This window comes from Paenibacillus sp. SEL3 (genome assembly GCF_054602585.1).
Map to the genome: position 1 here is coordinate 5,214,334 of NZ_CM137725.1, position 25,606 is coordinate 5,239,939.

19 protein-coding genes are annotated in these 25,606 nt (G+C 44.5%); 10 read left to right on the forward strand and 9 right to left on the reverse strand.

Going from position 1 to position 25,606, the window contains the following annotated elements; all coding sequences use genetic code 11:
- The first annotated feature begins 109 nt into the window (after nt 1–109).
- Both ACYCS5_RS24110 and ACYCS5_RS24115 read left to right on the forward strand, forming a co-directional pair.
- Entirely contained in the window at nt 110–691 is a 582-nt protein-coding gene (locus ACYCS5_RS24110) for a Crp/Fnr family transcriptional regulator (protein ID WP_459760232.1), read from the forward strand.
- A gap of 83 nt (nt 692–774) precedes the next feature.
- The gene (locus ACYCS5_RS24115) at nt 775–1,116 is read left to right on the forward strand and encodes a darcynin family protein (RefSeq protein WP_029516775.1); all 342 of its coding nucleotides are present in this window, start codon (nt 775–777) and stop codon (nt 1,114–1,116) included.
- A 140-nt stretch (nt 1,117–1,256) separates the two neighbouring features.
- Here the strand turns inward: ACYCS5_RS24115 and ACYCS5_RS24120 are convergent, their stop codons facing one another.
- Nucleotides 1,257–2,105 carry a copper amine oxidase N-terminal domain-containing protein gene (locus tag ACYCS5_RS24120; RefSeq protein WP_341071961.1) on the reverse strand — a complete coding sequence of 283 codons (849 nt, stop codon included), beginning with the start codon at nt 2,103–2,105 and terminating at the stop codon, nt 1,257–1,259.
- Between the two features lie 243 nt (nt 2,106–2,348).
- Here ACYCS5_RS24120 and ACYCS5_RS24125 point away from each other — a divergent pair, with 243 nt between their 5' ends.
- Nucleotides 2,349–3,623 carry an ABC transporter substrate-binding protein gene (locus ACYCS5_RS24125; RefSeq protein ID WP_459760233.1) on the forward strand — a complete coding sequence of 425 codons (1,275 nt, stop codon included), beginning with the start codon at nt 2,349–2,351 and terminating at the stop codon, nt 3,621–3,623.
- A gap of 33 nt (nt 3,624–3,656) precedes the next feature.
- The gene (locus ACYCS5_RS24130) at nt 3,657–5,360 is read left to right on the forward strand and encodes a methyl-accepting chemotaxis protein (RefSeq protein WP_029516778.1); all 1,704 of its coding nucleotides are present in this window, start codon (nt 3,657–3,659) and stop codon (nt 5,358–5,360) included.
- A gap of 94 nt (nt 5,361–5,454) precedes the next feature.
- Here the strand turns inward: ACYCS5_RS24130 and ACYCS5_RS24135 are convergent, their stop codons facing one another.
- Nucleotides 5,455–6,729 carry an oligosaccharide MFS transporter gene (locus ACYCS5_RS24135; RefSeq protein ID WP_029516779.1) on the reverse strand — a complete coding sequence of 425 codons (1,275 nt, stop codon included), beginning with the start codon at nt 6,727–6,729 and terminating at the stop codon, nt 5,455–5,457.
- A gap of 516 nt (nt 6,730–7,245) precedes the next feature.
- Between ACYCS5_RS24135 and brnQ the strand changes: the two genes are divergently transcribed.
- Entirely contained in the window at nt 7,246–8,604 is a 1,359-nt protein-coding gene (gene brnQ, locus ACYCS5_RS24140) for a branched-chain amino acid transport system II carrier protein (protein ID WP_459760234.1), read from the forward strand.
- A 15-nt stretch (nt 8,605–8,619) separates the two neighbouring features.
- Here brnQ and ACYCS5_RS24145 read toward each other — a convergent pair whose 3' ends face one another.
- Nucleotides 8,620–9,540 (reverse strand): AraC family transcriptional regulator, encoded by a 921-nt coding sequence (locus ACYCS5_RS24145; protein ID WP_029516781.1) that lies wholly within the window; start codon nt 9,538–9,540, stop codon nt 8,620–8,622.
- Nucleotides 9,541–9,720: 180 nt separating this feature from the next.
- Here ACYCS5_RS24145 and yicI point away from each other — a divergent pair, with 180 nt between their 5' ends.
- Nucleotides 9,721–12,045: an alpha-xylosidase gene (yicI, locus tag ACYCS5_RS24150; protein ID WP_340931932.1), complete on the forward strand. Its 2,325-nt coding sequence runs from the start codon at nt 9,721–9,723 to the stop codon at nt 12,043–12,045.
- A 144-nt stretch (nt 12,046–12,189) separates the two neighbouring features.
- Here the strand turns inward: yicI and ACYCS5_RS24155 are convergent, their stop codons facing one another.
- The gene (locus ACYCS5_RS24155) at nt 12,190–13,143 is read right to left on the reverse strand and encodes a serine hydrolase domain-containing protein (protein WP_069011370.1); all 954 of its coding nucleotides are present in this window, start codon (nt 13,141–13,143) and stop codon (nt 12,190–12,192) included.
- Nucleotides 13,144–13,415: 272 nt separating this feature from the next.
- On the opposite strand from ACYCS5_RS24155, the gene ACYCS5_RS24160 reads away from it, so the two are divergent.
- Together ACYCS5_RS24160 and ACYCS5_RS24165 are read left to right on the forward strand one after the other, a co-directional pair.
- Nucleotides 13,416–15,134, forward strand: a complete 1,719-nt coding sequence (locus ACYCS5_RS24160; RefSeq protein ID WP_069011371.1) for a methyl-accepting chemotaxis protein — start codon at nt 13,416–13,418, stop codon at nt 15,132–15,134.
- Nucleotides 15,135–15,224: 90 nt separating this feature from the next.
- Entirely contained in the window at nt 15,225–16,535 is a 1,311-nt protein-coding gene (locus tag ACYCS5_RS24165) for an MFS transporter (protein ID WP_029516785.1), read from the forward strand.
- A 92-nt stretch (nt 16,536–16,627) separates the two neighbouring features.
- Here the strand turns inward: ACYCS5_RS24165 and ACYCS5_RS24170 are convergent, their stop codons facing one another.
- From ACYCS5_RS24170 to fsa, 3 genes are all read right to left on the reverse strand, one after another.
- On the reverse strand, nt 16,628–17,827 hold the full coding sequence (locus ACYCS5_RS24170) for an MFS transporter (RefSeq protein ID WP_029516786.1): 1,200 nt from the start codon (nt 17,825–17,827) through the stop codon (nt 16,628–16,630).
- A gap of 1 nt (nt 17,828) precedes the next feature.
- Nucleotides 17,829–18,284, reverse strand: a complete 456-nt coding sequence (locus ACYCS5_RS24175; protein WP_340955148.1) for a MarR family winged helix-turn-helix transcriptional regulator — start codon at nt 18,282–18,284, stop codon at nt 17,829–17,831.
- 197 nt (nt 18,285–18,481) lie between these two features.
- Nucleotides 18,482–19,129, reverse strand: coding sequence for a fructose-6-phosphate aldolase (gene fsa / locus ACYCS5_RS24180; protein ID WP_013309811.1), 648 nt, complete (start codon nt 19,127–19,129; stop codon nt 18,482–18,484).
- A gap of 219 nt (nt 19,130–19,348) precedes the next feature.
- Here fsa and ACYCS5_RS24185 point away from each other — a divergent pair, with 219 nt between their 5' ends.
- Together ACYCS5_RS24185 and ACYCS5_RS24190 are read left to right on the forward strand one after the other, a co-directional pair.
- A complete protein-coding gene (locus ACYCS5_RS24185) occupies nt 19,349–20,026 on the forward strand; it encodes a CBS domain-containing protein (RefSeq protein WP_049816861.1) in 678 nt (225 codons plus the stop codon).
- A 22-nt stretch (nt 20,027–20,048) separates the two neighbouring features.
- On the forward strand, nt 20,049–20,669 hold the full coding sequence (locus ACYCS5_RS24190; RefSeq protein WP_209948001.1) for a TraX family protein: 621 nt from the start codon (nt 20,049–20,051) through the stop codon (nt 20,667–20,669).
- Nucleotides 20,670–20,760: 91 nt separating this feature from the next.
- Here ACYCS5_RS24190 and ACYCS5_RS24195 read toward each other — a convergent pair whose 3' ends face one another.
- Together ACYCS5_RS24195 and ACYCS5_RS24200 are read right to left on the reverse strand one after the other, a co-directional pair.
- The gene (locus tag ACYCS5_RS24195) at nt 20,761–21,759 is read right to left on the reverse strand and encodes a polysaccharide deacetylase family protein (protein ID WP_069011374.1); all 999 of its coding nucleotides are present in this window, start codon (nt 21,757–21,759) and stop codon (nt 20,761–20,763) included.
- 119 nt (nt 21,760–21,878) lie between these two features.
- Nucleotides 21,879–25,574, reverse strand: coding sequence for a non-ribosomal peptide synthetase family protein (locus tag ACYCS5_RS24200; RefSeq protein ID WP_459760235.1), 3,696 nt, complete (start codon nt 25,572–25,574; stop codon nt 21,879–21,881).
- Between the last annotated feature and the right edge of the window lie 32 nt (nt 25,575–25,606).

Consider the following 25,606-nt stretch of genomic DNA (forward strand, 5'->3'; position numbering starts at 1 on the left):
GGTTGTCCTGCAGGTCTGTCCAGACCTAAGGGATAACCCCTGTTTTTCATATACGAAGCCATAAAAGTTATCTTCGATTCCTTTATAAAAGTCAAGAAGAGGTGGGCAGATGCATCCCTATTATCGTTCACTAGAAAAAATGGCTCATCATGCCTCGATTATAGAGCAGGATTGGAACCGGTTTGTAGAGCAAACCCGTGTGAAGCATGTTCAGCAGGGAACGGTTCTCATTGAAACGGGTGAGCCTGTGAAACATGCCTATTTTTGTTCAGAGGGATTATTCCGTTTATTTTATACATTAGCAGATGGCAGAGAATATAATGTTGGTTTTTCGCCAGAAGATGATTACGTAACCTCTTATGGGGCTATGATCCAAGAAGAAGCCTCCACTTTTTCGATTGAGGCAATGGAAGATTCGGTTGTCATTGAAATTCCATATCACGTATTGAAGGAGCTTATGGATACAAGCCATATGTGGGAAAGATTCGTGCGCAAGAGTGTAGAGAGACTTTACATTCGAAAAGAGGAGCGGGAACGCGAATTATTGTACCTCTCCGCTAAGGAACGTTATCACGCTTTTTTCCTCAAATACCCCGGATTGGACAAGCGAGTTGCCCAATATCATATAGCTTCTTACATAGGCGTCTCCCCTGTGTCACTTAGTCGTTTGCTGCGTAGTGATCCGCATTAACCTATGTTAATGCGAATTTGTAGACAAGCAGCGTACAATAACGATACATCATTCAAGCTTCACCAAAAAAAGGAGATAGGCATATGCGTTATATGATGATTGTATTATTGGAATTCTACCCTTCCTGGTTGGCTCTTCCTCGGGAGGAACGTCGAAAACATGCGGGGACCTTGCAGGCTACCATTCAAAAGTATAACGAACAGGTTCAGGTTCGGTTTTTTGATGCAGAAGCATTGCCTGGAAAGGACTACACCGATTTCGTCGTATGCGAAACAGAGGATATGAAGCAATATCACTATATGTGGGAAGAAATTCGCGATTCGGAACCGTATACCAAAGGATACATGAAGATTAAAGATGTAGTGATGGGTATGGAAAATGCATTTCAGTCCTATGAGTCAGAAATGTTACAGATGGAAAAATAACCTTCATTCCGCTTTCTATGTAAAATGAAGAGTTCATCTTATATCGGTTAATAAAGGCGAATTCCTGTGCTGCTTATGTTCAGCTGGGAATTCGCCTTTTATCTTTTGGAGACGAAAAAGTGTAACAAGAAAGAATCGCATTATACAACGGTATTACTTATAACCTTCAGAAAACCGTTCTTCCCAGCGGTCTCCATTAACTGATAAATGGATTTTCTTGCGGTATCGTTAAACAAATACCACTCATCATTCGATACGTCATGAATCAATGTCTCTGGGTAGCCTGTTAAAAGTTCAGGTGGATAAGTGTGAATTAAAGAATACATATCAAAACGAGCTAAGCTTTTCCCTTTTTGGCCTAAGAAATCGTATTGTGCATCTTTATAATAAGATCCAGGTGTGTCAAGAGTTAAGCTCCAAGAATAGTTTTCAGGTGCTTCGACCTTTTCACCTTTGCCTTTTGTGAAAATATTATAAATGGTTTCATTATATGCATTGCCATGAATTTGCTGAACTACGCCGCCCAAAGTCATACGGTATTCCTGTTGCAATGCTTTTACTTGTACACCGTTTATGAACAGTGGTTTAGTATCAACAATCACTGCAAGGTTGCTGTAATTGACATTGCAGCCAAACGTCTCTGCAATAAAACGAAGTGGAACATATATGCGATTGTTTTTCGTGTATGGTTTTACATCAAGCAGTATCTTTTCGCCGTTTTTCTCCGCTGTACTTCTATTTATTGCTAATTTCACTTTCATATCGCTTTTAGCGAGAATAACCTCGGAATTGGACCATTCGACGCTAGCCCCCAAACTTTCACTAACAACACGTAGAGGTACCATTAAACGGTTGTTCTTCATTTCGGGCTTCACATCGGATGTAGCAGTCACACCGTCAACTTTGATTTGATTTTCTGCTGCATAAGTAGTGGATGATGAAATAAATAAAAAGATTGCAAGAAAAACCCAGCAGAATGCTTTGTTCATAAATGATTGCCCCTTTTTTGATTAAATTTGTTGTGAAGTAACTTTTCCCCATATTAAGACGCGATTGGATAAAATTTGTTGTGCTATCTTGTCTGTTAACTTAACGTAACAACCTGTTTGTACTATTATTTAACTTCCGATATTTACCAACGAAAAACTTCTAACCTTCGCGAAGGATTATGTCGATAACATTGAATATTGTTCATAAATTTTATGAAAGCAAATCCTTAGGGGGGGAAGTTAATGAGAAAACAGCTAAAAGTTGCGATTTCTCTAGCATGTTTAATTATGTTTATAGGTTGTTCAGCTTCACCATTATCACAGCAGACGACCAAGATTACACTTTTGAATTCTAAATCTGAAATAAAAACCCAGTTAGAGGAAGTAGCAAAACAATACAATCAAGAGCACCCTGAAGTATCTTTAGAGATTATAACCGCTCCTGAGGGGACGTCTGCATATCAAAAGCTGATGTCGATGTATGGCTCAGGAAGTCCAGCTACCATGTCGATGCTTGATCCAGGCGACACGCAGACATTCTTGGATAAAGCTATTGATTTAAGTAAAGAGAAGTGGGTAGCCGATACGATAGAAAATGGACTTGACACCGTCAAGAAAAATGATGCTGTGCTGGGGTTTCCATTTGCAGTAGAAGGCTACGGATTAATTTACAATAAGAAAGTACTGGACAAAGCAACAGGGGGGGCTTTTGATGTTTCCTCGGTAAAAAGTAGAAGTAGCCTGAATTCATTAATGGCTAAAATTCAGAAGTCGGGAGTAGCACCGGACATGCTTTCACCAATGGACTGGTCTCTCGGCTCTCATCTTTTAGCTCTGTCTTATTCTGTTCAACCTGGGGGCTTTCCGGAGTTTGTTAAAGGTATGCAGAATAACTCCATTGATATGTCCCAGAACAATGTAATGTCTGGATGGGTACAAACTTTAGATCTGCTCAAGGATAACAACATTAATAAGCGCTTGCCTTTGGACAGTACGTATGAAGATGGAGCCAAAGCTTTGGGAGAGGGCAAGGTAGGGCTTTGGTTTATGGGCAACTGGGCTTGGAATGGAATAAAGAGCAATGATACGGCAAATGAGGAATACGGTTTCTTGCCTCTTCCGCTAAACGATAATACGGATGATCCTAACAATGCTAAGATCACTGTCGGTGTGACAAAGTATATATTCATCGACTCCACAACTACCACACCTCAGCAGCAAGAGGAAGCAAAGAAGTTTTTGAACTGGCTGGTATATGAAAAATCCGGACAAGAACTTTTGGTTAACAAGGCCAATGTTATACCGGCGTTCAAGAATATTGACATGGTGCCTTCAGATCCTTTGAGTAAATCGATCAAGTCATATATGTCGAGCGGAAAGACGCTGCCGTTCATGGCAACCCTTCCACCTGATCATGGGGGCATCACAGGAGCATCTATCCAAAGCTACATCAGTGGAAAGATAGATAAGGCAGAGCTGTTGCGCCAAATACGTATATATTGGAAAGCTCAGCAGTGATGATACGAGACCAGTCACGGGAGGAAGATAAGGGTGTTTAAATTAACGTTAAAGAAAAAGATAATTAGTGCAGCGCTCATACTGGTGATCGTGCTGTCCCTTTCAAGTGTTATAGGCGTCATTAAGATGTCGGAAATGGGGGAGGCTTCTGATAAGGTAAATAACAGGTCTTTACCTGCAGTCATTCTTCTTCAAGGTATGGATAAGCAGATTACAGAAATCGATAGGCTCACCGTTCGAATGATACTCGAAGAGGATGCAGCCGTCCGCAGCACTTATCAAGAAGAACTAACCAAAGCTACAGCGTCAATGGATAAGAGTGTAAATAAATATCAAAGTTTAGCCTCCACGGCAGAGGAAAAAGAACTATTCACCGACTTTTATGGTCAGTGGGCAATGTATCTCCGCCATCTAAAGGTGGTTTCCGCGGCCATGGAAGAAAACGACAAGGTGATGGCCTACATGATCATCCATGGGAATTCTTCTATTTATAAGGCAGCCTTGGATGATGTGAATAAACTGAAGCTGCTTAATGAGCAGTACGCTACTGATGCCGCTAATCAATCGAGTCAATCTTACCATTCAGGTAGACTTTTGATGATTTCTCTGACTATCATATGTACGATCCTTGGAATTATCGGTTCTTTTTTACTGGCTCAATCGTTCACTAAGCCCATATTAAAGATAGCGGAACAGATAAAGCTGGTAACGAGAGGGGACCTGCAAGTGGAACCCCTTAGTATCCGATCCAAAGATGAGGTCGGGGAGCTGGCATCCGATTTTAATGAAATGTGCGATTCACTTCGCAATCTTTTAAAGGAAGTTGTGGATAATTCCTTACTGGTTGCCTCTACGGCTGAACAGTTAACGGCTAGTGCGGAACAGACAAGCATTGCTACCGAGCAGATAGCTATAAGTGCCACTCAGGTTGCGGAGGGATCTCAGACACAGCTTGTAGACATAGCTGAAACGCTGAATTACACGGTAGACGTTTCTAAAAGTGTAGAGAACATAACCAATCGCTTTGTGAATGTGGCAAATCTCACAACCCAAGCACAAGAAAAAGCAAACAACGGAAAAACCCAAATGTCTTCGACTGTTTCTCAAATAAGAGATGTGCATACCAAGGTAACTCAATCCGCTGAAGTAGTAAATATTCTAGGAGAAAAGTCTGCGGAGATCAGACAGATCACAGCTATGATCCGTGATATAGCAGCTCGAACCAATTTGCTTTCACTAAATGCGAGTATAGAAGCTGCGAGGGCGGGAGAGCAGGGAAAAGGGTTTGCGGTTGTTGCTTTTGAAGTACGCAATCTGTCGGCACAAGCAAGTGAAGCAACAGGCAAGATCTCTTCTCTGGTTAACGAAATTGCCTTAAGAACAGATGAAGTTGTGATTTCAATGAATGAAGGTGTTCAATCTCTGAATGAAGGCATGATGCTTGTCGAAGGCGTAGGTAACGTTTTTTCTGAGATTGTAGGTGCCGTTGAAGAAGTGAGCGGTGAGGTGGACACTGCGGCTGTAGAAGCAAGATCCGTAAATGAAGGGACCGTTTCTATGGTGGAATCGATGAAGAAAATTGCTGAAATCTCCGAACGTGCAGCAGATTCTACTCAAACAGTCGCAAGCGTAGTCGAGGAAACTACTGCATCCATGCAGGAAGTGTCTGCGGGTGCTAACATGCTTGCCAAGAGGGCGGAAGAGATGAATCAGACGGTGTCGGTATTCAAGATTTAAAATAAGCTTCAAATCAACTGGAGTTAAGAGCGGCAGCCTTGGATGAGAAAAAAGTCCTAGACTGCCGCTGTTTTGTTAAGCTTAAACCATTAGATTACGAATGAACTGCTTCAGCTTTTTTGGTTGCTCTTTTCAGATCCTGTTTACGGCGTTCTTCCAGATACCGCTCTCCATTCTTCTTGTCTGCTGTCAGTGTAAAACAGGATAGGATGGTGAATAGACCTGCAATGGAACCCAGAATTACATAAGTAATCGGGAAATTTAATACTTCATACATATGCCCGACAATGGGTGAGAAAATGGAAACCACCAGGGAGCCCATAAACAAATACAGCAGGTACATGGTGGAGGACAAGCGCTGGTCAAAGTTAACGGTAATGTACTTGAAGATGGCTACCAGAATAAGTGGTTTCTCCAGGGAGTGAATCATCTTCATCGCAGCCACCCATATAGAACCGAATGGCAGCGAAGAGCCGATAATACGCAAAGACATAATCGACCCGGCAATAATTAATGCCCATTTGGCGGTCGTTTTGTTCACAAACCAAGGGGTAACGAAAAGGAACACAAATTCCAGAAAAACCTGCACAGCGCTCAAATCGCCAAGGAATTGATTTCCTTCCGCTTTGGAACTGAACTGCGATACGAAGTATGTGGCAAACTGTTGGTCATATACCTCATAAATTTGGGTCACACCAACCATGAATAGCATAAGAAACCAGAACTTTGTGGTACGTACGAGATGCAGCACATCAATGAGCTTCAACGATTCTGTTTTCTGCTGCTCCTGTCCAGAAATTTCGACTTTGGTCAGGAAGATGCAGATCATGGCAACAACGGCAGATACGGAGGCAATCCAGAAGGTCAGATTTACATTGATATTGATGACCCGTCCCGCAACAAAAGTAGCCGCCGCCCACCCGAGTGAACCCCACATACGAACCCGTCCGTATTCAAAGCCATATTTACGCGAAACTTTGTCCATATACGAATCGACGACACCGTTACCTGCATTAAATACCAGGCCGATAAATAGCGCACCAACAATGGCACCAATGACGAACTGCGTTTGAAGCAATGGACCGTATACATAGATAAAAAAGGGCCCGACGAGCAAAAGGATTGTAAAGAGTATGTACAGCAGGTGTTTTCTCAAGCCCAGCTTGTCAGATAAGTAACCGAACAAAGGCTGCATGATCAAGGCGACGATTGAATTAGCCGCGTATAAAAATCCCGTGTAGGTTTCTGAAATTTCCAGGCTTTGTCCCAGCCAAATGACAAAAAAAGACATGGCGGCAGACCATGTAAATAGATAAGCGAAGTTAAAAATACTCAGAGACCAATAGTTGCGTTTTGCCAAATTCGTCATGTTAAGCACCCCTTCAATTGTAGCCGCTCAAATTGTATTCAACGTTAATATGCATTGTTGTACTATTAATTGTAAGGATTATTCGCTTGCTTCCATAGGGCATTTTCCCAAGATTTCCTGTGCTTATTACAATCAGTTGATGATTCGATTAAACCGCAGATTATGTAGTAATTTAAAACTTTTACGAGACCTACCGGGTGTGTGTAACTACATCTATGTCTTGTAAGAAATAAGTCCTACGTGTAAAATTCTCTTATAGTTCATTAAGCTCACTAAGTAGGAGGAGAAATATAGGGTAGCCTCATAATTGCAAAAGCAAGGGGATGAAATGATTCATTTTTGCAAGTACAAAGTTACTTGAAACGATGATCGTATATAGAGTAACATACTCTAGGCAATCAGATGCCGTTCTTTGAATGCAACAATTGGCTACGTTCCTATTAACATATAGTATACAAAATTAAAAGAAAACGAATAAAAACAAAATGTTGTGAGTTCGTGGTTGGAGGATTTATTATGTCTAAAAGTGTTTCTACGTCCTTTATTATCATTATAGGATCAATGCTATTTGCCTTATTTTTTGGTGCAGGGAATCTAATCTTTCCACCTATGCTTGGGCAAATGGCCGGAAAGAATGTATGGATAGCCAATGCGGGTTTCTTGGTTACCGGTGTCGGCTTACCATTACTAGCCGTCACAGCCTTTGTTTTTTCGGGCAAAAGCAATTTGCAAACTTTAGCGAGTCGTGTACATCCTGTATTCGGTCTTGTCTTTACAACAATCCTTTATCTAGCCATCGGGCCTTTGTATGCAATTCCTAGAACCGGTAGTGTGTCATTTGAAATTGGAGTAAAGCCTTTTTTTTCAGACAATGTAGATCATCCTGTCGCACTTTTTGCATTTACTATCCTTTTTTTTGCAGTTGCATGTTTGTTGTCACTTAATCCTACAAAAATTATTGATGTCATCGGAAAGTTCCTAACACCCATTAAATTGACATTCATTGGATTACTTGTGATTGTAGCTATTATTCACCCAATAGGAAAATTCCAAGAACCTGCGGAGGGTTATACATCCAATGTCTTTTTTAAAGGCTTTCAAGAGGGTTATTTAACATTGGACGCTCTTGTAGCCTTTATTTTTGGAATTATCATTGTGAATGCGATTAAGGATAGAGGGGTTAATACAAAAAAAGAGCTGATGATCATTTGTGGCAAAGCGATAGCAATTGCGGTTATACTCTTAGCTTTTATCTATACGTCTCTTTCATACATGGGAGCTTCTAGTGTTGAAAAACTGGGTGTTTTAGGAAATGGCGCTGAGGTGTTAGCTAAGGTTTCCTCCTATTATTTTGGATCTTATGGATCTATTCTATTAGGCTTAATGATTACAGTAGCGTGTTTAACGACAAGTGTGGGGCTTATCACTTCCTGCTCTTCCTTTTTTCATGGATTATTTCCAAAAGTCTCTTACAAAAGAGTCGCTCTCATGTTATCTATATTTAGTATCCTTGTAGCCAACATAGGTTTAACACAGCTCATTAAGGTTTCAACGCCAGTATTAATGGCAATATATCCTATTGCTATTTCTCTAATATTTTTAACTTTTTTACATCCCGTATTTAAAGGAAAGTCAGAAGTATATCAAGGCAGTTTGATATTAACCTTTATCATTAGTTTATTTGATGGCTTAAATGCTGCTGGAATAAAAATTAATGTAATTAATGATTTTTTCACCCATTTTCTCCCATTATATAATGTAGGGTTAGGGTGGTTAATTCCCTCTGTTTTAGGAGGTGTAGCTGGCTACATATTTACTAAATTAAGAGGAAGAAAAATAATTTTAGTACTTATGAAGCCCAAAAAAAACAAATAATTTATCCTATGCATATCAGTCTGTTATATAAGGGACAGCAAGCGCCTGATCTGCTTCGTGCTGCTTACGGTACTGCGAAGGGGTCAGGCCTTTCCATTTTTTAAAGGTCGCAATAAAGTAGCTTAGATTGTCAAATCCAACATCCAGCGCAATATCAACCACTTTTCGATCACTTTGCTCCAACAACCTGCAAGCCTTTTGAATCCGATGATAGTTGATATATTCTACCGGGCTTTTCTGAACCATCTGCTTAAAAAAACGGCAGAAATGTCCCTCGCTCATTCCAATCTCATCTGCGATTTCCCGTAAACGTATAGGCTCATGAGCATGACTGTTGATATACGCCAACGCTTTTTTGATCCGTTCAACTTTGTTGCGCTGACCCGCCATAATCACATCCTCTCCGTTAGCGGGAGTCATGTGTGGGTACAGGCAGGCGATCATGCTATAGAGCTGTGCCTTGGTCGCCAGTTCACGGGCAGGCGCATTCTTTTCATGGCTGGTGATAATGTATCGCAATGCAGCCAGCACCTCTTGCTCCCAGAGCTGCACGCCGCGAATGTGGGGGGGAGGGACAAGCTTTTTACTGATAAATGGGTCAATAAACTGCGTCTGCACCGTATCCTGCGTGCGGCTGTGCAGTATGTCGGGGTGAAACACCACCGCAGAAAATACACAGCGAGGACTTTTTTGTAAATAACCGGCGTGAAGCTCGCCACTGTTTACAAAAAGGGCTTCACCTTCGCTAACCTCCGTATAGACCATATCCGTCTGAAATACAGCGGTCCCTTGTTCCACTACGATAAACTCCATTTCCTCATGCCAATGGGACTCCAATATACTATTTCCGTTCAATTGCTCTACGCTCGGATATACGCTGACCGGATACATGGGATTGCCGTGAATGCGGTTTTCTCGTAACATTTCCCTTTGCATTTCAATGATTCCTTTCGGCAAACTGATTTATATAGAAAACATCAAAATATTGATATAATACGTCAAAATAAAAGAAGTAAACCCTTACATAAATCAATATTATTATAGTAAGGATTTCGAAAAAATCCAACAAGCGATTTGGAATCAAGAATATAAAGATTGAGACGGAGGAAGGAATAGATGAAATTTACTGATGGCTATTGGTTGGTTCGCAAGGGCTATGAAATACAAAATCCTGCTGAAATCCGTGATATCGTGACGGACGATGCTTCCATGACGGTATATGCAGCAACCCACCGGATCGAGCATAAAGGAGATACACTGAACGGAGCGTTGCTGAAAGCGACCTACAGCTCGCCTATGCCGAATGTCATTCGGGTACGTCTAAACCACCATAAGGGACGGGTGCATCAGGGACCGGATTTTGAAATTCACACCTTGCCAACAGAGGTAGGCATTACGGTGGATGAGGACGCAGCGGTACTGAAAAGCGGCGATCTGAGTGTGCGAGTCGGTCGTGGAAAGAGCTGGGACGTAGGCTTTTATGTCGAGGATCGCAGAGTCACAGGTAGCGGACATCGGGGACCAGGCTATATTACAGACCCGCAGGATCAGCCTTTTTTTCGGGAACAGCTGGAGCTGGGCATCGGTGAGTACGTATACGGACTCGGAGAGCGTTTCACTCCGTTCGTAAAAAATGGCCAAGTGGTCGATATCTGGAATGAAGATGGCGGGACCAGCAGTGAGCAGGCCTATAAAAACATTCCATTTTATCTATCTAATAAAGGGTATGGTGTGTTCGTCAACCATCCGGAAAAGGTATCCTATGAGATTGCATCGGAAAATGTATCAAAGGTTCAGTTTAGCGTCTCCGGCGAATCGTTAGAGTATTTTATTATTGGAGGAGCTAACCCTAAAGAGGTACTGGACAATTACACCAAGCTGACGGGTAAGCCTGCATTACCACCAGCCTGGACTTTTGGTTTGTGGCTGACCACTTCGTTCACAACAGATTACGATGAAGCCACAGTGAATCATTTTGTGGACGGGATGGCTGAGCGAGATCTGCCACTCTCGGTATTCCATTTTGACTGCTTCTGGATGAAGGAATACCAATGGTGCGATTTCCAGTGGGATCAAGACATGTTCCCAGACCCGGAAGGCATGCTGCAAAGATTGAAGGCAAAGGGGCTCAAAATTTGTGCATGGATCAATCCGTATATTGCTGAGAAATCCATTTTGTTTGATGAAGGCATGGAGAATGGTTATCTGGTCAAAACCGCCGATGGTGGCGTGTGGCAATGGGATATGTGGCAGGCGGGGATGGGGCTGGTTGACTTCACGAATCCGGCTGCAGTCGCCTGGTACCAGGATAAGCTGAAGGTGTTAGTAGATCAGGGGGTAGATTGCTTCAAAACTGATTTTGGCGAGCGCATCCCTACCCATGTGGTATATCATGACGGATCTGATCCGATGAAAATGCATAACTATTATACGCATTTGTACAACAAGGCTGTATTTGATGTGCTGGAGGAAAAGCTGGGTAAAAATGAAGCCGCGTTATTTGCACGTTCCGCTACAGCCGGGGGGCAACAGTTCCCGGTTCACTGGGGAGGAGACTGCTCGTCGACGTATGAGTCGATGGCGGAATCCTTACGAGGCGGTTTGTCGCTTGGTTTGAGCGGCTTCGGCTTCTGGAGCCATGATATTAGCGGCTTTGAGTTAACGGCTGCGCCGGACGTATACAAACGGTGGGTACAATTTGGACTTCTGTCCTCCCATAGCCGTCTGCACGGAAACGAATCCTATCGCGTGCCTTGGCTATTTGACGAAGAATCAGTGGATGTGGTGCGTAGCTTTACAAAACTCAAATGCTCGCTAATGCCATACCTGTATCCTTCTGCTGTGGAATCCTCGGTAAAGGGACTGCCGATGATGCGGGCTATGGTATTGGAATTCCCGCAGGACCCAACCTGTGCAACACTGGATCTGCAATACATGCTGGGGGATTCCATTTTGGTAGCCCCAATCTTTAATAAAGAAGGCAATGTACAGTATTATGTACCAGAAGGTCAGTGGACAAATTTACTTACGAATGAGAGCGTGTCAGGTGGTCGTTGGGTCAACGAGCATCATGATTTTACAACTTTGCCTGTGCTCGTGAAGCCGAACACACTGTTGGCAATCGGTCATGAGGACAGTCGTCCGGATTATGATTATGCTGATCAAGTGGCGCTTCATTTGTTTGAGCTTGGTGAGGGGCAACAGGCTCGAACGGTTATCGTGAATACGTCAGGTGAAGAAGAGTTAACGGTTATTGCCAGCCGCAAGGATTCTGTCATTACAGTGAAGGCAGAAGGTGCTGTTAAACCATGGTCGATCGTCCTGCGCGGTATCCACGAGGTTGTTCAAGTGGAGCAAGGCAGCAGCCAGTCGGGAGAACAGGGTGTAATTATTACACCAGCTTCCAGTGGACAGCAAGAGCTTACGATTCACTTGGGCTAGGTAAGGCGCTAGAAAGTGGATGAAGTATGTCACAATGTAGCGATTATATGTAAAGAAAGGGCTTGCCTGATCCAACAGGCAAGCCCTTTTTGATGCAGATTTTTGATAGAATCAGTTGCAACTTTTAGCATTGGTTATCTACTCCTATCCATTCTGCTGGAGTAGTAGCGGTACAATATACTGCCGGAAAATATCCACAGGAGTCCGTTTCTTTTTGAATTTATCGGCGGTAACGACAACAACCATGTCATACGACGGGACGACAACAATATATTGCCCACCAAAGCCGAGAGCGTAAAAATAGTCCGTTTCACTTCCTGTATCTGTTCCATCTGAAAAGGAAGAAGTCCACCAGTGCCATCCGTAAAATGCTTTTTGTGGTTTGGCAGCAGGGAGAAACGGACGGGTTGAATATCGAACCGTCTCTGCTTGGATGATCTGCCGTCCTTCCCAGCCTCCTTCATTCAGGTAAAGCTGCCCGAATTTGAGCATGTCCATTGGCCTGAGATGCAGTCCGAAGCCTCCCGTATGAGTGCCCTGAGGATCGGTTTCCCAATGGTAGCTTTCGATACCGAGCGGTTGGAATAATTGCTGTTCGGCAAATTCAGCAACTGTTTGTCCAGAAACATGACGTAGTATGGTGGCCAAAAGTTGAGAACAGCCAGAACTGTACTCCATTCGCGTGCCTGGCACATCCGATAATGGCTGTGAAAGTACAAATTGCACCCAGTCTGACGTTTTGCTCATGGTAGGAAAAGAGTTTTGTCCGCCAAACTCCGTCCAGTTAAAGCCTGCGGACATCGTCAGCAGATGTTCAATCGTAATATCATGTTTTCGAGAATCACTATCTGTGGCCAACTGGGGAAAGAATTCGAGGATCGGCGTCTCCGGTTTCGGTCCCTGTTGCTGGTTCATAGCGATACTAACTAATGCAGAAATCACGCTTTTGGTGCAGGAATTTATTTTATAGAGTTCGTTAGCAATTTGAGGTTCACGATAGTAATTCAAGATCATGTTACCCTGCTGCTCAATAAGGCAGCTGCGGGTTTCCAACTCGTTAAGCACGTGAATAAGCGGTTTGAGCTCCAGACTGTTCATGCAGATCCTCCTTGAGGCTTATGCTATACCAATACATAGTATATCATTTAAATAGTCTGAAATTCGAAGAGTACAAACTGAAAACAGTTCATTTACCTAATTTTGAATTTTTTTGTTTTTTGATATTAAAAAAGATATATATGTTCACTGAATAGACATAAATATATTTAAAAATCTATACACTATTTTCTATTTCATTCAAAAAAACAATCGAATAAAACGATATATAGTAAGTTGGACATTTTATTCAGAAATAACTGGGGGACCGATTCATGAATTTAACGATTAAGGCCAAAATGATTCTTAGCGCGATACTGATCCCGAGTGTGATTGCAGCAATGCTGCTGACCAATTACATTTTAAGCGTACATAGTGAGAATGAGTACAAGGATATTATGAATCGTGAAGAGGCTATTGCGTATAACTCGAAGTCTCTTCAATTTTTGTTAAACGGCATATCTAATGATGAGCGGGCATATTTGCTAACTCGTGACGAACAGTATGGGAAAGAGATCGGAAACAAGCAAAGTGAAGTTGCAAAGTTGCTACAGGAGACAGAAGCTCTGCTTAGTACAGGCAATGAGGATTCTAGTAAAAAGATGACTGATCTCAAGACGGGGATTAATACCTATATGAATCAAGTTCATCGTTTACTGACTACAGCGGGGTATCAGAGTACAAGAGATGACGCTTTCCCGCCATTTTCTGATTTGCTCGATGATTTTGAAAACGAACGGGTGTTGCGCAAGCAACTTGATACCAAGGTAGTAGCCTTCGTCAAAGCTCAAGAGGATATGGTGACGGTGAAAGTACAGCAAGCGCACCAAACGATGACGAATACATCCTTGATTACGAGTATTGTAGGGCTTCTGGTTATCATTTACAGTATTTTTCAATCCATCGTTCTGATTCGTTCAATTCGTCCATTACACCATATGAATGAGCAACTGTTGGAAATGTCTGAAGGTGGGGGAGATTTGCGTAGCCGACTGGATATTACGTCCAAAGACGAAATCGGTATGATTGCAAGCTCCTACAACAAGCTTATTGAGGGATTCCGCAGTATTATAGTGGATGCTCAGGATACGGCGCGTACATTAACCGTAACCGCAGAACGGGTTAGCGTAAGTACAGAGGAAATGAATCAGGCCAATCGTCATACTTCCGGTGTAATGGAAGAATTAGCGGCTGGTATGGAGCATCAGGTCGACGATATTACACAAACTACAGATACTGTGAAAGAGCTTGCCCACGAACTGGAGCATATTGCAGCTACGAGCCAGCAGGTATATGAGTTGTCTGATACAGCCGCTAAAGATGCAGAAGCAGGGGAACAATCTATAGGTCAGGCTATGCGTCAGATGGAGAAGGTAAGCGAAAGTGTAGACAGCTCTGCACGTGCTGTACGTTCACTTAGTGAACAGGCCGAACAGATTGGCATGATTGGAGCTGTTATTACTGGAATTGCTAAACAGACAGGAATGCTGGCGCTCAATGCGTCGATTGAAGCGGCAAGAGCCGGAGAGCAGGGCAAAGGATTTGCAGTTGTAGCCTCTGAGGTAAGAAGATTGGCCGAGCAGGTATCGGTTTCAGCAGCAGAAATCACACAATTTGTGCAAAATATTCAGGAGCATGTTGGAAATGTCGCTTCCAGTATGCAGACAGGGACGGTTGAAGTGCAGTCTGGCGTAAAGGTCATGCAATCCGCAGAAACCGCATTTCGTCAGATTGGAAGTTCCATTCAACAGGTCAGCGAACAGATTCACAATGTAAACCGGTCCGTAGAACAAATGTCCGGCGGATCAGAGCGAATGGTGGAAGCAGTAGAACGTATTCGTGAAGTAGCAGAGCAGTCGGCAGGAGGAACCCAGAGCGTCAGTGCGGCGGCTGAAGAGCAACTGGCTTCCATGGAGGAAATTGCATCATCTATTCATACACTGGCGGATATGTCGCAACTGCTGAATGCAAGGGTCGGTGGATTTAAAGTGTAGCCGTATAAATCCCCACCAATGTAAACACAATAACATCTGTTGAACAAATCTGAACAGCTGTGTTATTACTTTTGCAAAGGTGGTAACGGGATGCAACAAAATAAGGGGAATCTGCTTGCGTTAGGTTCCATCCCGCTGATGATGACGCTGGGTAATTCCATGCTGATTCCTGTGTTACCGGAAATCGGACGTAAGCTACATGTAAGCTCTTTTCGGATTAGCATGTTGATTACAGTATATGCGGTGGTGGCCATTTTACTGATACCGATTGCGGGCTATCTCTCCGACCGATTTGGCCGTAAGGCGGTGATTGTTCCCTGTCTGATTCTGACGGTGATTGGTGGGGGGATTTCTGCAGCGGGAGCATGGCTGCTTCACGATTCGGCAGCATACTGGACCATTATTGCAGGCCGTCTACTTCAGGGTGCGGGAGCGGCAGGGGCTTTTCCTATAGTCATTCCGCTTGTGGGTGATCTGTACGAGAATGAGGATGAGGCCAGTAAGAACCTGGGGGTCGTCGAGACTTACAACACATTTGGCAAAGTGCTAAGTCCGATACTCGGTGCCGCATTGGGAGCTGTTCTATGGTTTTTGCCACTGGCCGTAATTCCAGGCCTCTGTCTGATTTCGCTCATTTTGGTGCTTTGGCTGATCCATGTGCCTAAGCGTAAGAACCAACCGATTATGTTTCGGGAGTTTGTGGGAAATGTGAAGCGGGTGCTTGCCGAAAAAGGACGTTGGCTCTATGCTATTTTCGCTATGGGCGGCATTTGTATGTTTGTCATTTTTGGCGTCTTGTTCTACTTATCCGACATCTTGGAAAGTCGTTACAACCTCCATGGAGTGTGGAAAGGTTTTGTGTTAGCCATTCCGCTGATTTCCCTCTGTCTGTGTTCTTATGTAGGAGGCAAGATCATCGGCAAGCACAAAAAGCGTATGAAGTGGATCGGTTTCAGTGGTTTGGCCATATTGACGATCAGCTTTGCCATTCTCGGATTTATCCAAAATATTTATGCGGTGATCGGACTGTTTACGTTAGGGGGCGGCGGAATTGGGCTTGCGCTGCCTTGTTTGGATTCTCTCATTACAAAGGGAATTGAAAAAGAGGAACGCGGAACCATTACTGCCCTGTATAGCAGCATGCGCTTTGTCGGGGTGTCACTAGGCCCTCCGGTTGTATCCTTGCTGCTGGGCAGCAGTGGACATGGTCTGCTCTTTGGCGTGATGGCCGCAGTGGGAGGCATTGCAGCTCTGCTGATGCTGTTTGCGGTCAGACCCAAGCAGGATGAACCCACAGATGACAAATCCACGGACCGTATGAGTGTAAATGAGGAGCAAACAAGCGTGTCCCGGGAAAAGCCTCGTTCTCCCAAGCTAAGACGCAAAACTCCTGCGAAATAAATGAAAAAGCACCCATTGTCCATGAAACCATGGCAACGGGTGTTTTTGATAACTAAGCAAGTAAGAGCTAATGTTCATTTGTAAAATATAGTCTACCCTTCTAGAGGGAGATGCGTCTTAGGCTTGCGGCTCACAACGATTTGTATGACATAGATTAGTAAGAACAGTACAACAAACAGCGAGGAAAGACGGTACATCCACGCATAATCACTTGCTTTGGCGATAATGCCAAGTATAAGCGCTCCGGCTGCAACCCCGAAATCGAGGGAATTGAGAAACATACCGTTTGCCATGCCCCTCTGTTTAGGAGACACGACCTGAATCATCCAGGTTTGGAGGGTCGGCTGCATGACACCAAACCCGATACCGTAGCAAAGAGCAGACATATACATGAAGACATCACTGTGTGCGTAGGAAAGCAGGATCAGACCGCCAATTAAAAACAGGGAGCCAGGAATGAGCAGTGCTTTTGCCCCTTTTTTGTCATAAATACGGCCCGAGAAGGGACGCACGATCAGCACGGATACCGCATTAAACAGGAAAAAGTAGGCCGGATGTGCCAGATTTGCTTCATCCCCGTAAAGCGCCATAAAGCCGAGTAATCCACCATATGTGATAGACATCAGCATGTTCAACAAGGCGGGAACCCACAATTTACGGTTAAATGCCGGTTTTCGCCCTTCTTCCAAAGGAACCATAGGTGGTTCGATGTGCCCTTTGGGTAGTGTACGAATCAGCCAGTAAGCCAACGGGAATATCACAACAATTACAGCTGCTGTCGTATAGGCAAGCAGGTTGAAACTCCCGTATTGAAGCATCGAAATGCCGATGGTCGGCCCAATCGACATCGCTAGACTAGTGGACAGACTAAAGAAGCCCATTCCTTCACCGAGACGTTTGGGCGGGATGACGTCAGAGGCCATCGTTGGAAAGGCCGTGCTACTCATACCGAAGCCAATCCCAAATAACATCCGCATGAGCAGAAGCACTGTAATCGTTGGCGAAACACTGTACCCCAGCGTTCCTGCCAATGCAAACAGCAGTCCCACGAAGATCAGGGTACTGCGATGTCCCTTTTCCAGCATACGGGCTGAAAAGAGTCGTGCTGCAATCGCACTTAAAGCGAATAAGGTGGTAACGAGACTCACCTGAACGGAACTAGCGTGGAATGTATTTTTCACATAAGAAGGAATGGAAGATAGGATCATCTGTAATTCCAGAAACAAAAATAAATTGGAAACCGTAAGAACGATAAATTCCTTGGTCCAAAGAGGTTGCTTGCCTTGTTGCATATTAATCGTTCTCTCCTTGTTTTTCTGATTCGGTCATGTTGGCGTGAATTTGTAAAAGAGTCTGGCGGAATTGCTTCAGATCGGCCGAGGAAATTCCTTTTACAAAATCGTGATTGGTATCAAGTTCGACAGGAAGAGTCTTCTCCACAAGCTGTCGGCCTGTTTCAGTCAGATGAAGCAAATAGGCCCGACGATCCTGTGGGCTATTTACACGCCGTACCCAGCCCTTCTTGTCCAACAAATCAATAATTCGAGTCGTGGTAGGCTGGTCCTTCACGGCCTTAGCTGCAATTTCTTTCTGATTTAAACCCTCAGCCTGATAGATTTGGAACAGAACCGACCATTGCTCTGGGGAAATATCATAAGGTTTGAGGCGCTGCAAGAGCTGCTGACTCATTTTGCGGTGAGTAATCCCGAGCAACATCCCAATGGAACAATCGGGAGGCAAGTTATTCATAGGTACTCCTTTCTGTTTCCCGTACATAAATTACTTTGAAATTAATTAGTTGTTATAACAATTATATGAACAACAAGTTATTTTGTCAAAAAAAGTTGTTCAGCGTTTTGGGTTCTGCTATCACTACAGCAAAAAAAACAGCCCGTAAAATACGGGCTGTTTGGGTTGATATAATATCGTTTGCCATGACTGGCGAATTAAGCTTTAGGTACGGTTTCCCAGTCCTTCAGGAAGCGTTCGATACCACTGTCTGTCAGTGGGTGTTTCCACAGAGAAGGGAGCAAGGAACCTGGAATGGTGGCAATATGTGCACCAGACAGAGCAGCATCTTCTACATGCTTAATATTGCGGATGGATGCGGCGATGATTTCGGATTTCAGACCATGAATGTCCAAAATTTGTCTCAGCTCACGAATCAGCTTCATACCATCAACAGCGATATCATCCAGACGTCCTACGAACGGGCTGATAAAAGTAGCGCCAGCTTTGGCTGCCATCAAACCTTGAGCCGCGGAGAAAATCAGTGTTACATTCGTTTTGATTCCGTTCTTGGTCAGCTCGTTACAAGCATACAAGCCATCTTCAGTCATAGGAAGCTTGATAACCACGTTCGGTGCCCACTTGGCGATATCATAAGCTTCTTTGAGCATATCTTCAGCCTTCAGACCAATAACCTCAGCACTTACGGGACCTTCAACGATACTGCAAATCTCCTGAATGACTTCCTTGAACACTCGACCTTCCTTAGCGATCAGTGAAGGGTTCGTTGTTACACCATCAACCAGACCCAAACGTTCAATACGTTTGATTTCTTCAATGTTACCAGTATCCAAGAAAAATTTCATTTGATTTCCTCCTCAGGTTTATATAATACATAATACATATCACACGCGATGTACAATAGTTCATTATAAATGTAGCATATTGCACACGTTAAACTTATAATTAGTATGTATTACATTCTTAATTGTGACACATTTTAAATTTGAAAACAAGCGGTGTATGATTAAAATTTGATGAATTGTCGGAAGATGCCTGAAATTTACCGATCTATACTCTTTATAATGTATTCTACCCCACTCCATAAGGAGGTAATCATTATTCAACTGTCTGAAAGACAGCGGGAAATTGTTGATATTGTCCAGCGTCTGGCACCTGTTACAGGGGATAAAATTGCTGAAACACTGGGATTGACGCGTCCGACTCTCCGTTCTGACCTTGCTCTGCTCGTTATGCTCGGACTGGTGGATGCCAAGCCGAAGGTAGGCTACCTGCCAGGGCGTCATCCTAAATATGATAGTCATATCGGCAACATGCTCAAAAAGCTGACGGTGGCGGATATACTTAGTGATCCGATTTTGATTTCCGGTGACACGACCGCCTATGATGCGGTGCTGATGCTGTTTCAGCAAAATACAGGCACCCTGATGGTCACAGGAGAGGAGCAGGAGCTCATTGGAATTGTTACCCGCAAGGATTTGCTGAAGGTCATGCTGGGGCATACCGATCTTCACACCGTCCCGGTGACCATGGCAATGACGCGCCGGGCCCAAATGACGACGCTTGCTCCAGAAGACACTTTACTGGAAGCGATATCGAAACTGATTCGGCATCAGGTCAATTGTCTTCCAGTTTTGGACGAGCAATGTAGCTCTTCAACTCCAATTCGGGAGTTGGTAGGGCGGGTTACGAAAACGGACATCATGAACGCCATTCTGAGCTTGACAGAAGATAAAACGTAAAACATAAATAAGGGGGCCTTGTATGTACTGGTTGGCCATGCTGACGATGCTGATTGACCATGTCGGACTTGTGTTTTTTCCGACGGATCCGGCTTGGAGAATTGCCGGCAGGCTTGCTTTTCCAATCTACGCGTACGCGCTGTATGCGGGATATACTCATACCCGAGACATGCAGAGCTACATGCTCCGTCTACTCGGACTGGCTCTGATTTCTCAGGTGCCCTATATGCTGGCGTTTGATGTGCTTAGACCGAACGTAATCTGGACGCTATTGGCCTCGTTGCTTGCGTTGGCTGCTGCATCCCGCTTAAAGCATTGGACGGCTGTAACGTGCCTGTACGTCGTCTCAGCTCTGGTTATGGAGCTCAGCCAGATGGATTACGGAGCCTATGGACTGCTGTTGGTTCTGATTTATCGATACACCCGTTCATATATGATGATTGCAGCCCATTTTGTTTTGAACGTAGTGTATGATATGGTGCATCACGCGAATCTTCAGCACTTTAGTCTGCTGTCCAGTATTCTGATCGTATGTTTTGCAACTGGAGAAAGCGGATTTTATAGTCGGGTACCGCGTTGGTTGTGGCGTAGCTTTTACCCGGTACATCTGGCTGTTATCGCGGCAATTCGCATCTGGCCCTAATCTACATCTCATACATTAAAAAAACCTTTAAAACCACGACATAAAATGGTTTTAAAGGTTCTTTTTTATCCTTCAATAAGCTAGCCAACGTTTAGGATACCTTGTTGGGACCTTGAGCAAAAGGAAGTGGGCGAAGGGGAGCACCTTCCTTCATGTATTGCACCAATACTTCGGGAATATTGTGTATTCCACCTGCATTGACGCGATAGCCGTTCGTTTGCCCTGGCGAGTTAATCCCGCGTTTCACCGTAAACGTAACGTCAATACCCAAGGAACGGCAAATTTCCATCGTCTCCTTGGTATACCCACCATAAGGGAAGGCAAGTACATTCTGATCATTGTGTAGATGCTTGAACAGCTTCTTGTCAGCCATGTCCAAATCGGTAGAAACTCGCTGTTTGAACTCATCCTCGGTTTCCATTCGCCCCAGCTTTTTCGAATACACTGGAGCCATCAGAAGCGGCTTTTGTTGGGTGCGCGCTGTGTTGGAGTATCCGTAAGCATGCTGGTCATTGGTATGATTGTAGAAATCAATGCCTTCAGCATGCATCTGATGAATTTGATCCCATGTCAGCTTTGGAATACCAATATGTTTGGGATTGCTGATCGTGGACGTGATGAGAAAATTGGTTGCCGGTACCTGGTACTTTTTCAACACAGGAAAAGTGTCCGTATAAAAGGACTCGTAGCCATCGTCGAATGTCATAAGTACCGCATTATCAGGAACCTTGGCTTTATGTAAAATAAAATCCGTATACTCTTTCATCGTGATCCAGTGGAAGCCGTTAGCTTTCATTTCGTCCAACTGCCTCGTTAAATTACTAAGCTTGAGAGCACCGGGATCAGGTGGAGTCTTGGTCACCTCATGATACATCAGGACAATTACTTTGTTTTGGTAATATACTTTATCTGGTGTAGGCGTCATTGAAAATAAATGGCGTACCAGTCGATCTGCATTAGCTGTGCGTGTACGATGAGCCCCTTTAACTGTAGGTGTGTGGTATATGCTACGTGCTTCATACACCAAAATTCCTAAAATAGCCAACAAACTTATGATCAGCAACGTTCTTTTAAAAAAAGTGTGTTTCATTGAATGACATCCCCCGCATGCAAAAAAATTCTGAAAGTATAGAGGTTTATACTAGATATGAAACTAGCAAAATCTAGTCTATCATACCGAAAACACGCGGGGGAAATATCACAACTTTGTTACCTCTGTGTAGCTTTTACAGATACCGGTGAAGAGGTCGGGAAGTAACCGATCTCGACGGCATGCTGGATCATGTTCCGAATAAAATTCAGGTCGGTTGCCGGGCATTGAACGCCAGCTTGTTCCAGCAGAGCTGTGGTTACAGAGCATCCGTAACGGTAAGCTGAATCCTTGGCTCCGTCACCTTCCAGTTGTCCCATAGCAAGGTGAAGTGCATCCTCCTGAATGCCGGAAGACGGATTTAGCAACCAGGCGCTGTAATCGTCAAAAGGCAGGGTTTCTACTACGTAACCGAGTTGGTTTACCATAGCGATCAGTTCATCATATGGCAGTGGGTTCGGATTGCAGATATGGAAAATACGGTTTGCGCTTTTTTGATGAACAGACAGCTCTACGATAGCACGGCTGGCGTAATCAATCGGTGTGAAGTCCGTATGCCAATCGGCTTGTGGCGCTTTGCCCAGCAGCAGCATCGCCTTCATCATACGATAATAAGCATTGCTATCAATATTTCGCTGGAAGCGTCCGTTGGCCGAATGGGCTGTCAAATTACCCGCGCGATAGATCGAGACAGGCGTACCCGCTTGAGCTGCTTGGAACAACAGCTTCTCCGCAGCCAGTTTACTATTCGTGTACAGGTTGTCCACATTCAGTTCGTCTGGGAAGGCAGAAAGCTCCAATGCCGACTCCCATTTTCCTTCGTTAGCAAGATCCTCCGGTATTCCCATAGTGGAGACATGATGGAAGGATACTCCTGGCTTGGCTTGAGCGATTTTCAACAGTTCCAGTGTTCCGGTCACATTCGTGCGATCGAAGGCTGCCGAATCACCAAAATGGCGTACGTCAGCGGCGCTGTGAATAATGCCGTCGATTTGGTGCTCCAGCATATGGCGGTCGACAGAAGAGAGACCCAGATCAGCTTGCTCCAGATCCCCATAGACAGCCTTCACTCGTCCTTCGATCAAGCTGGAGATATCATGTCCAAAATATCCCGTCAATACGGACTGAATACGCTCGATACCAGATGGACCGTCCTGAGAAGGGCGTACCATCGCGTATATTTTGGCTTCTGTCCGTTGAAGCAGGTCATACAAAATGTGCGAGCCCAGATAGCCTGTAGCTCCAGTCAACAAAATCACGCGCAAGTCGCGGACTTCAGCTAAGTCAGAAGCATCAGACAGCTCAATAGGATGCTCATTCAAATCCATTTTTTCTTGAGGAATCGCGAGTGGCTTGCGTTGCTGCGTTTGTTCCGTACCTAATTGTTCCACGTATTCAGCAAGCTCACGAACGGTTTTGTAGCGGAAAAAATCTCCGATGCGCAGCGCGCCATAACGTGGCTTCAGAATAGCCAGCACATGAATGACACGAAGCGAGTCGCCCCCGATCAGGAAGAAATCATCGGTAGCGCCAATGTTATTTTTACCAAGCACTTGAGTCCATGCTTCGGCAATGAGTGTTTCGGTTCCTTCGCGAAGAGGTTCCCCGCCAAATGAAAGATCAGACGCTTCCGGCAGTGGCCGCAGGGCCAGCTTTTTGCGATCGATCTTGCCAGTTGGTGAAATTGGCATAGCTTCCAAATGAACGACATGGCTCGGTACAAAATAAGAAGGTAGCTTGCCCCCAATATAAGACTGAATAACGTCCTGTGGAATGGATTGTCCATCCGAAGTGGTGAAATAGCCAACTAGCATGTTCTGATCTGTGTGATCTTTGACGGCTACCACAGCGACGTCCTGAACACCTGGATGTTTGGAAAAATGATCTTCAATTTCTCCGATTTCAATCCGATTTCCACGAATTTTGAGCTGCGAATCCTTGCGGCTTACGTATTCAATCGTACCGTCTGGCAGCAGCTTGGCGATATCACCCGAGCGGTACATTTTTTCACCCGGAACAAAAGGATTGTCCACGAACGATTGCGCTGTACGTTCTGGCTGATGGAGATAACCATGGGCCAATGCAGGAGTAGCAATACATACTTCACCCGGAATATTGACTGGGCAGAGCTTGTTATCATCGTTAACGATATACACTTTGTAATTGTAAATCGGCTTGCCGATCGGGATATTGACGACATGCTCAGGCACGGCACCACGGACCCGATGGGTCGTTGTCGCTACGGTGCATTCGGTCGGTCCGTATACGTTTACGATGTCGGTATCTGTACCGAACTTGCTTTGGAACGCTCGAACTTGGGAGCCGTACAGCGCTTCGCCTGCTACAGTAACAATCCGTACCTTAGCGAGTTTGCGATAGCCTTCGTCTGACAAGTACGTAGATAGCTGATTAAAGAATACAGTTGGCAAAATGGTAATAATCGTCGTGCCTGTACGTGCAATGGCTTCAGCGAATTCTTCAACAGATACACGCTCTTCAGAAGACAGCAAGTACAATTTTGCACCGTAAAACAAGGCTCCAATGGTATCCCAAACGGATGCATCAAAGCTGTAGGTTGCAAATTGGGTCAATACATCCTGAGGTGTAATGTCGCAATCGCGTTGCACGACAGCTCCTAGGTTAACAACACCGCGGTGAGCGATCAGGGCACCTTTCGGTTTGCCTGTAGAGCCGGATGTATAGATGACATAAGCTAGATCATCCGGACTTACACGAACGTTCGGATTGCTTGCAGCATAGCCTGCCAGCGGCCCATTAATAGCTAAAATTTCTTTTACCGTTTCAATAGAACCGCACAGTTCAGTCGCTTGTTCCATAAGTGCGGAAGTTGTTAATACAAAAGGAGAACGCGTGTCTTCGACAATGTAGCTACTCCGGTCAGCGGGGTGGGCGGGATCAACAGGTACATATACGCCTCCGGCTTTTAGGATACCAAGCAGTGAAATAACGGTCTCTAAGCTCCGTTCCATGAAGATGGTCACGAATTCACCTTTGGTAAGACCTTTGGATAACAAGACACGTGCGACTTGGTTAGCGCGTTCGTTCAACTCACGGTACGTGTACTCTCCAGTGTGGGAAGCAATAGCCGGACGATCAGGGTATTGTGAAGCCGCCTCCTCAAACATTCCATGAATAGTTTGATGCTCAGGATATTTCACGACTGTATTATTTAAAGCTTCGTGAGCAGCTCGATCTGCATCCGATAATATATCAATTGAATTCACAGGTGCATGGCTGTTGGTTAGCGCGCCACGCAAAAGGGTTTCAAAGTATTCTGCGTATCGGACAACCGTTGTTTCCAGCAAGAGTGATTGATCATATCGTATCTGTATTTGATAAGCGCCATTGTGTTCACTGACAGCCCAATCCATAATACGGGATTCTACACCGCTGTCCGTAGGCAGATTTGTCGAAAATGAAGTATCGGCTTGTGGTTCCGCAAGGTGTGCACTTGGCTCACGGAGCATCTCCTGAAATAAGTCTGCTAGTTCATGAAAAGTCGTTTCCTTTTCGACTGTCAGCGAAGCTGTAAGCAGACCAGTTTGTGGCACGAAAGTAGAAAAAGAAACTTCTTCTTCTGCGGAAAGGCGATATACCCATGCAGTATATGCTGATAAGAGCAACGCTTGTTTGTCTCCCGCAGTTTTTTGCTGATTTAATTGTTCCGAGATGGACGCTTCTAACTCTACTTGATAAGTAGAGGATGTATGCTTGCGTTGTATACGTGCATAATCCAAGGGAACTAGGAATGGGGAAGGGGTTGTCTGTGTACTGTTTTGTAGTAATGAAGCCATTACGCTAACCTCCTGAATGTATGATGTCTTAA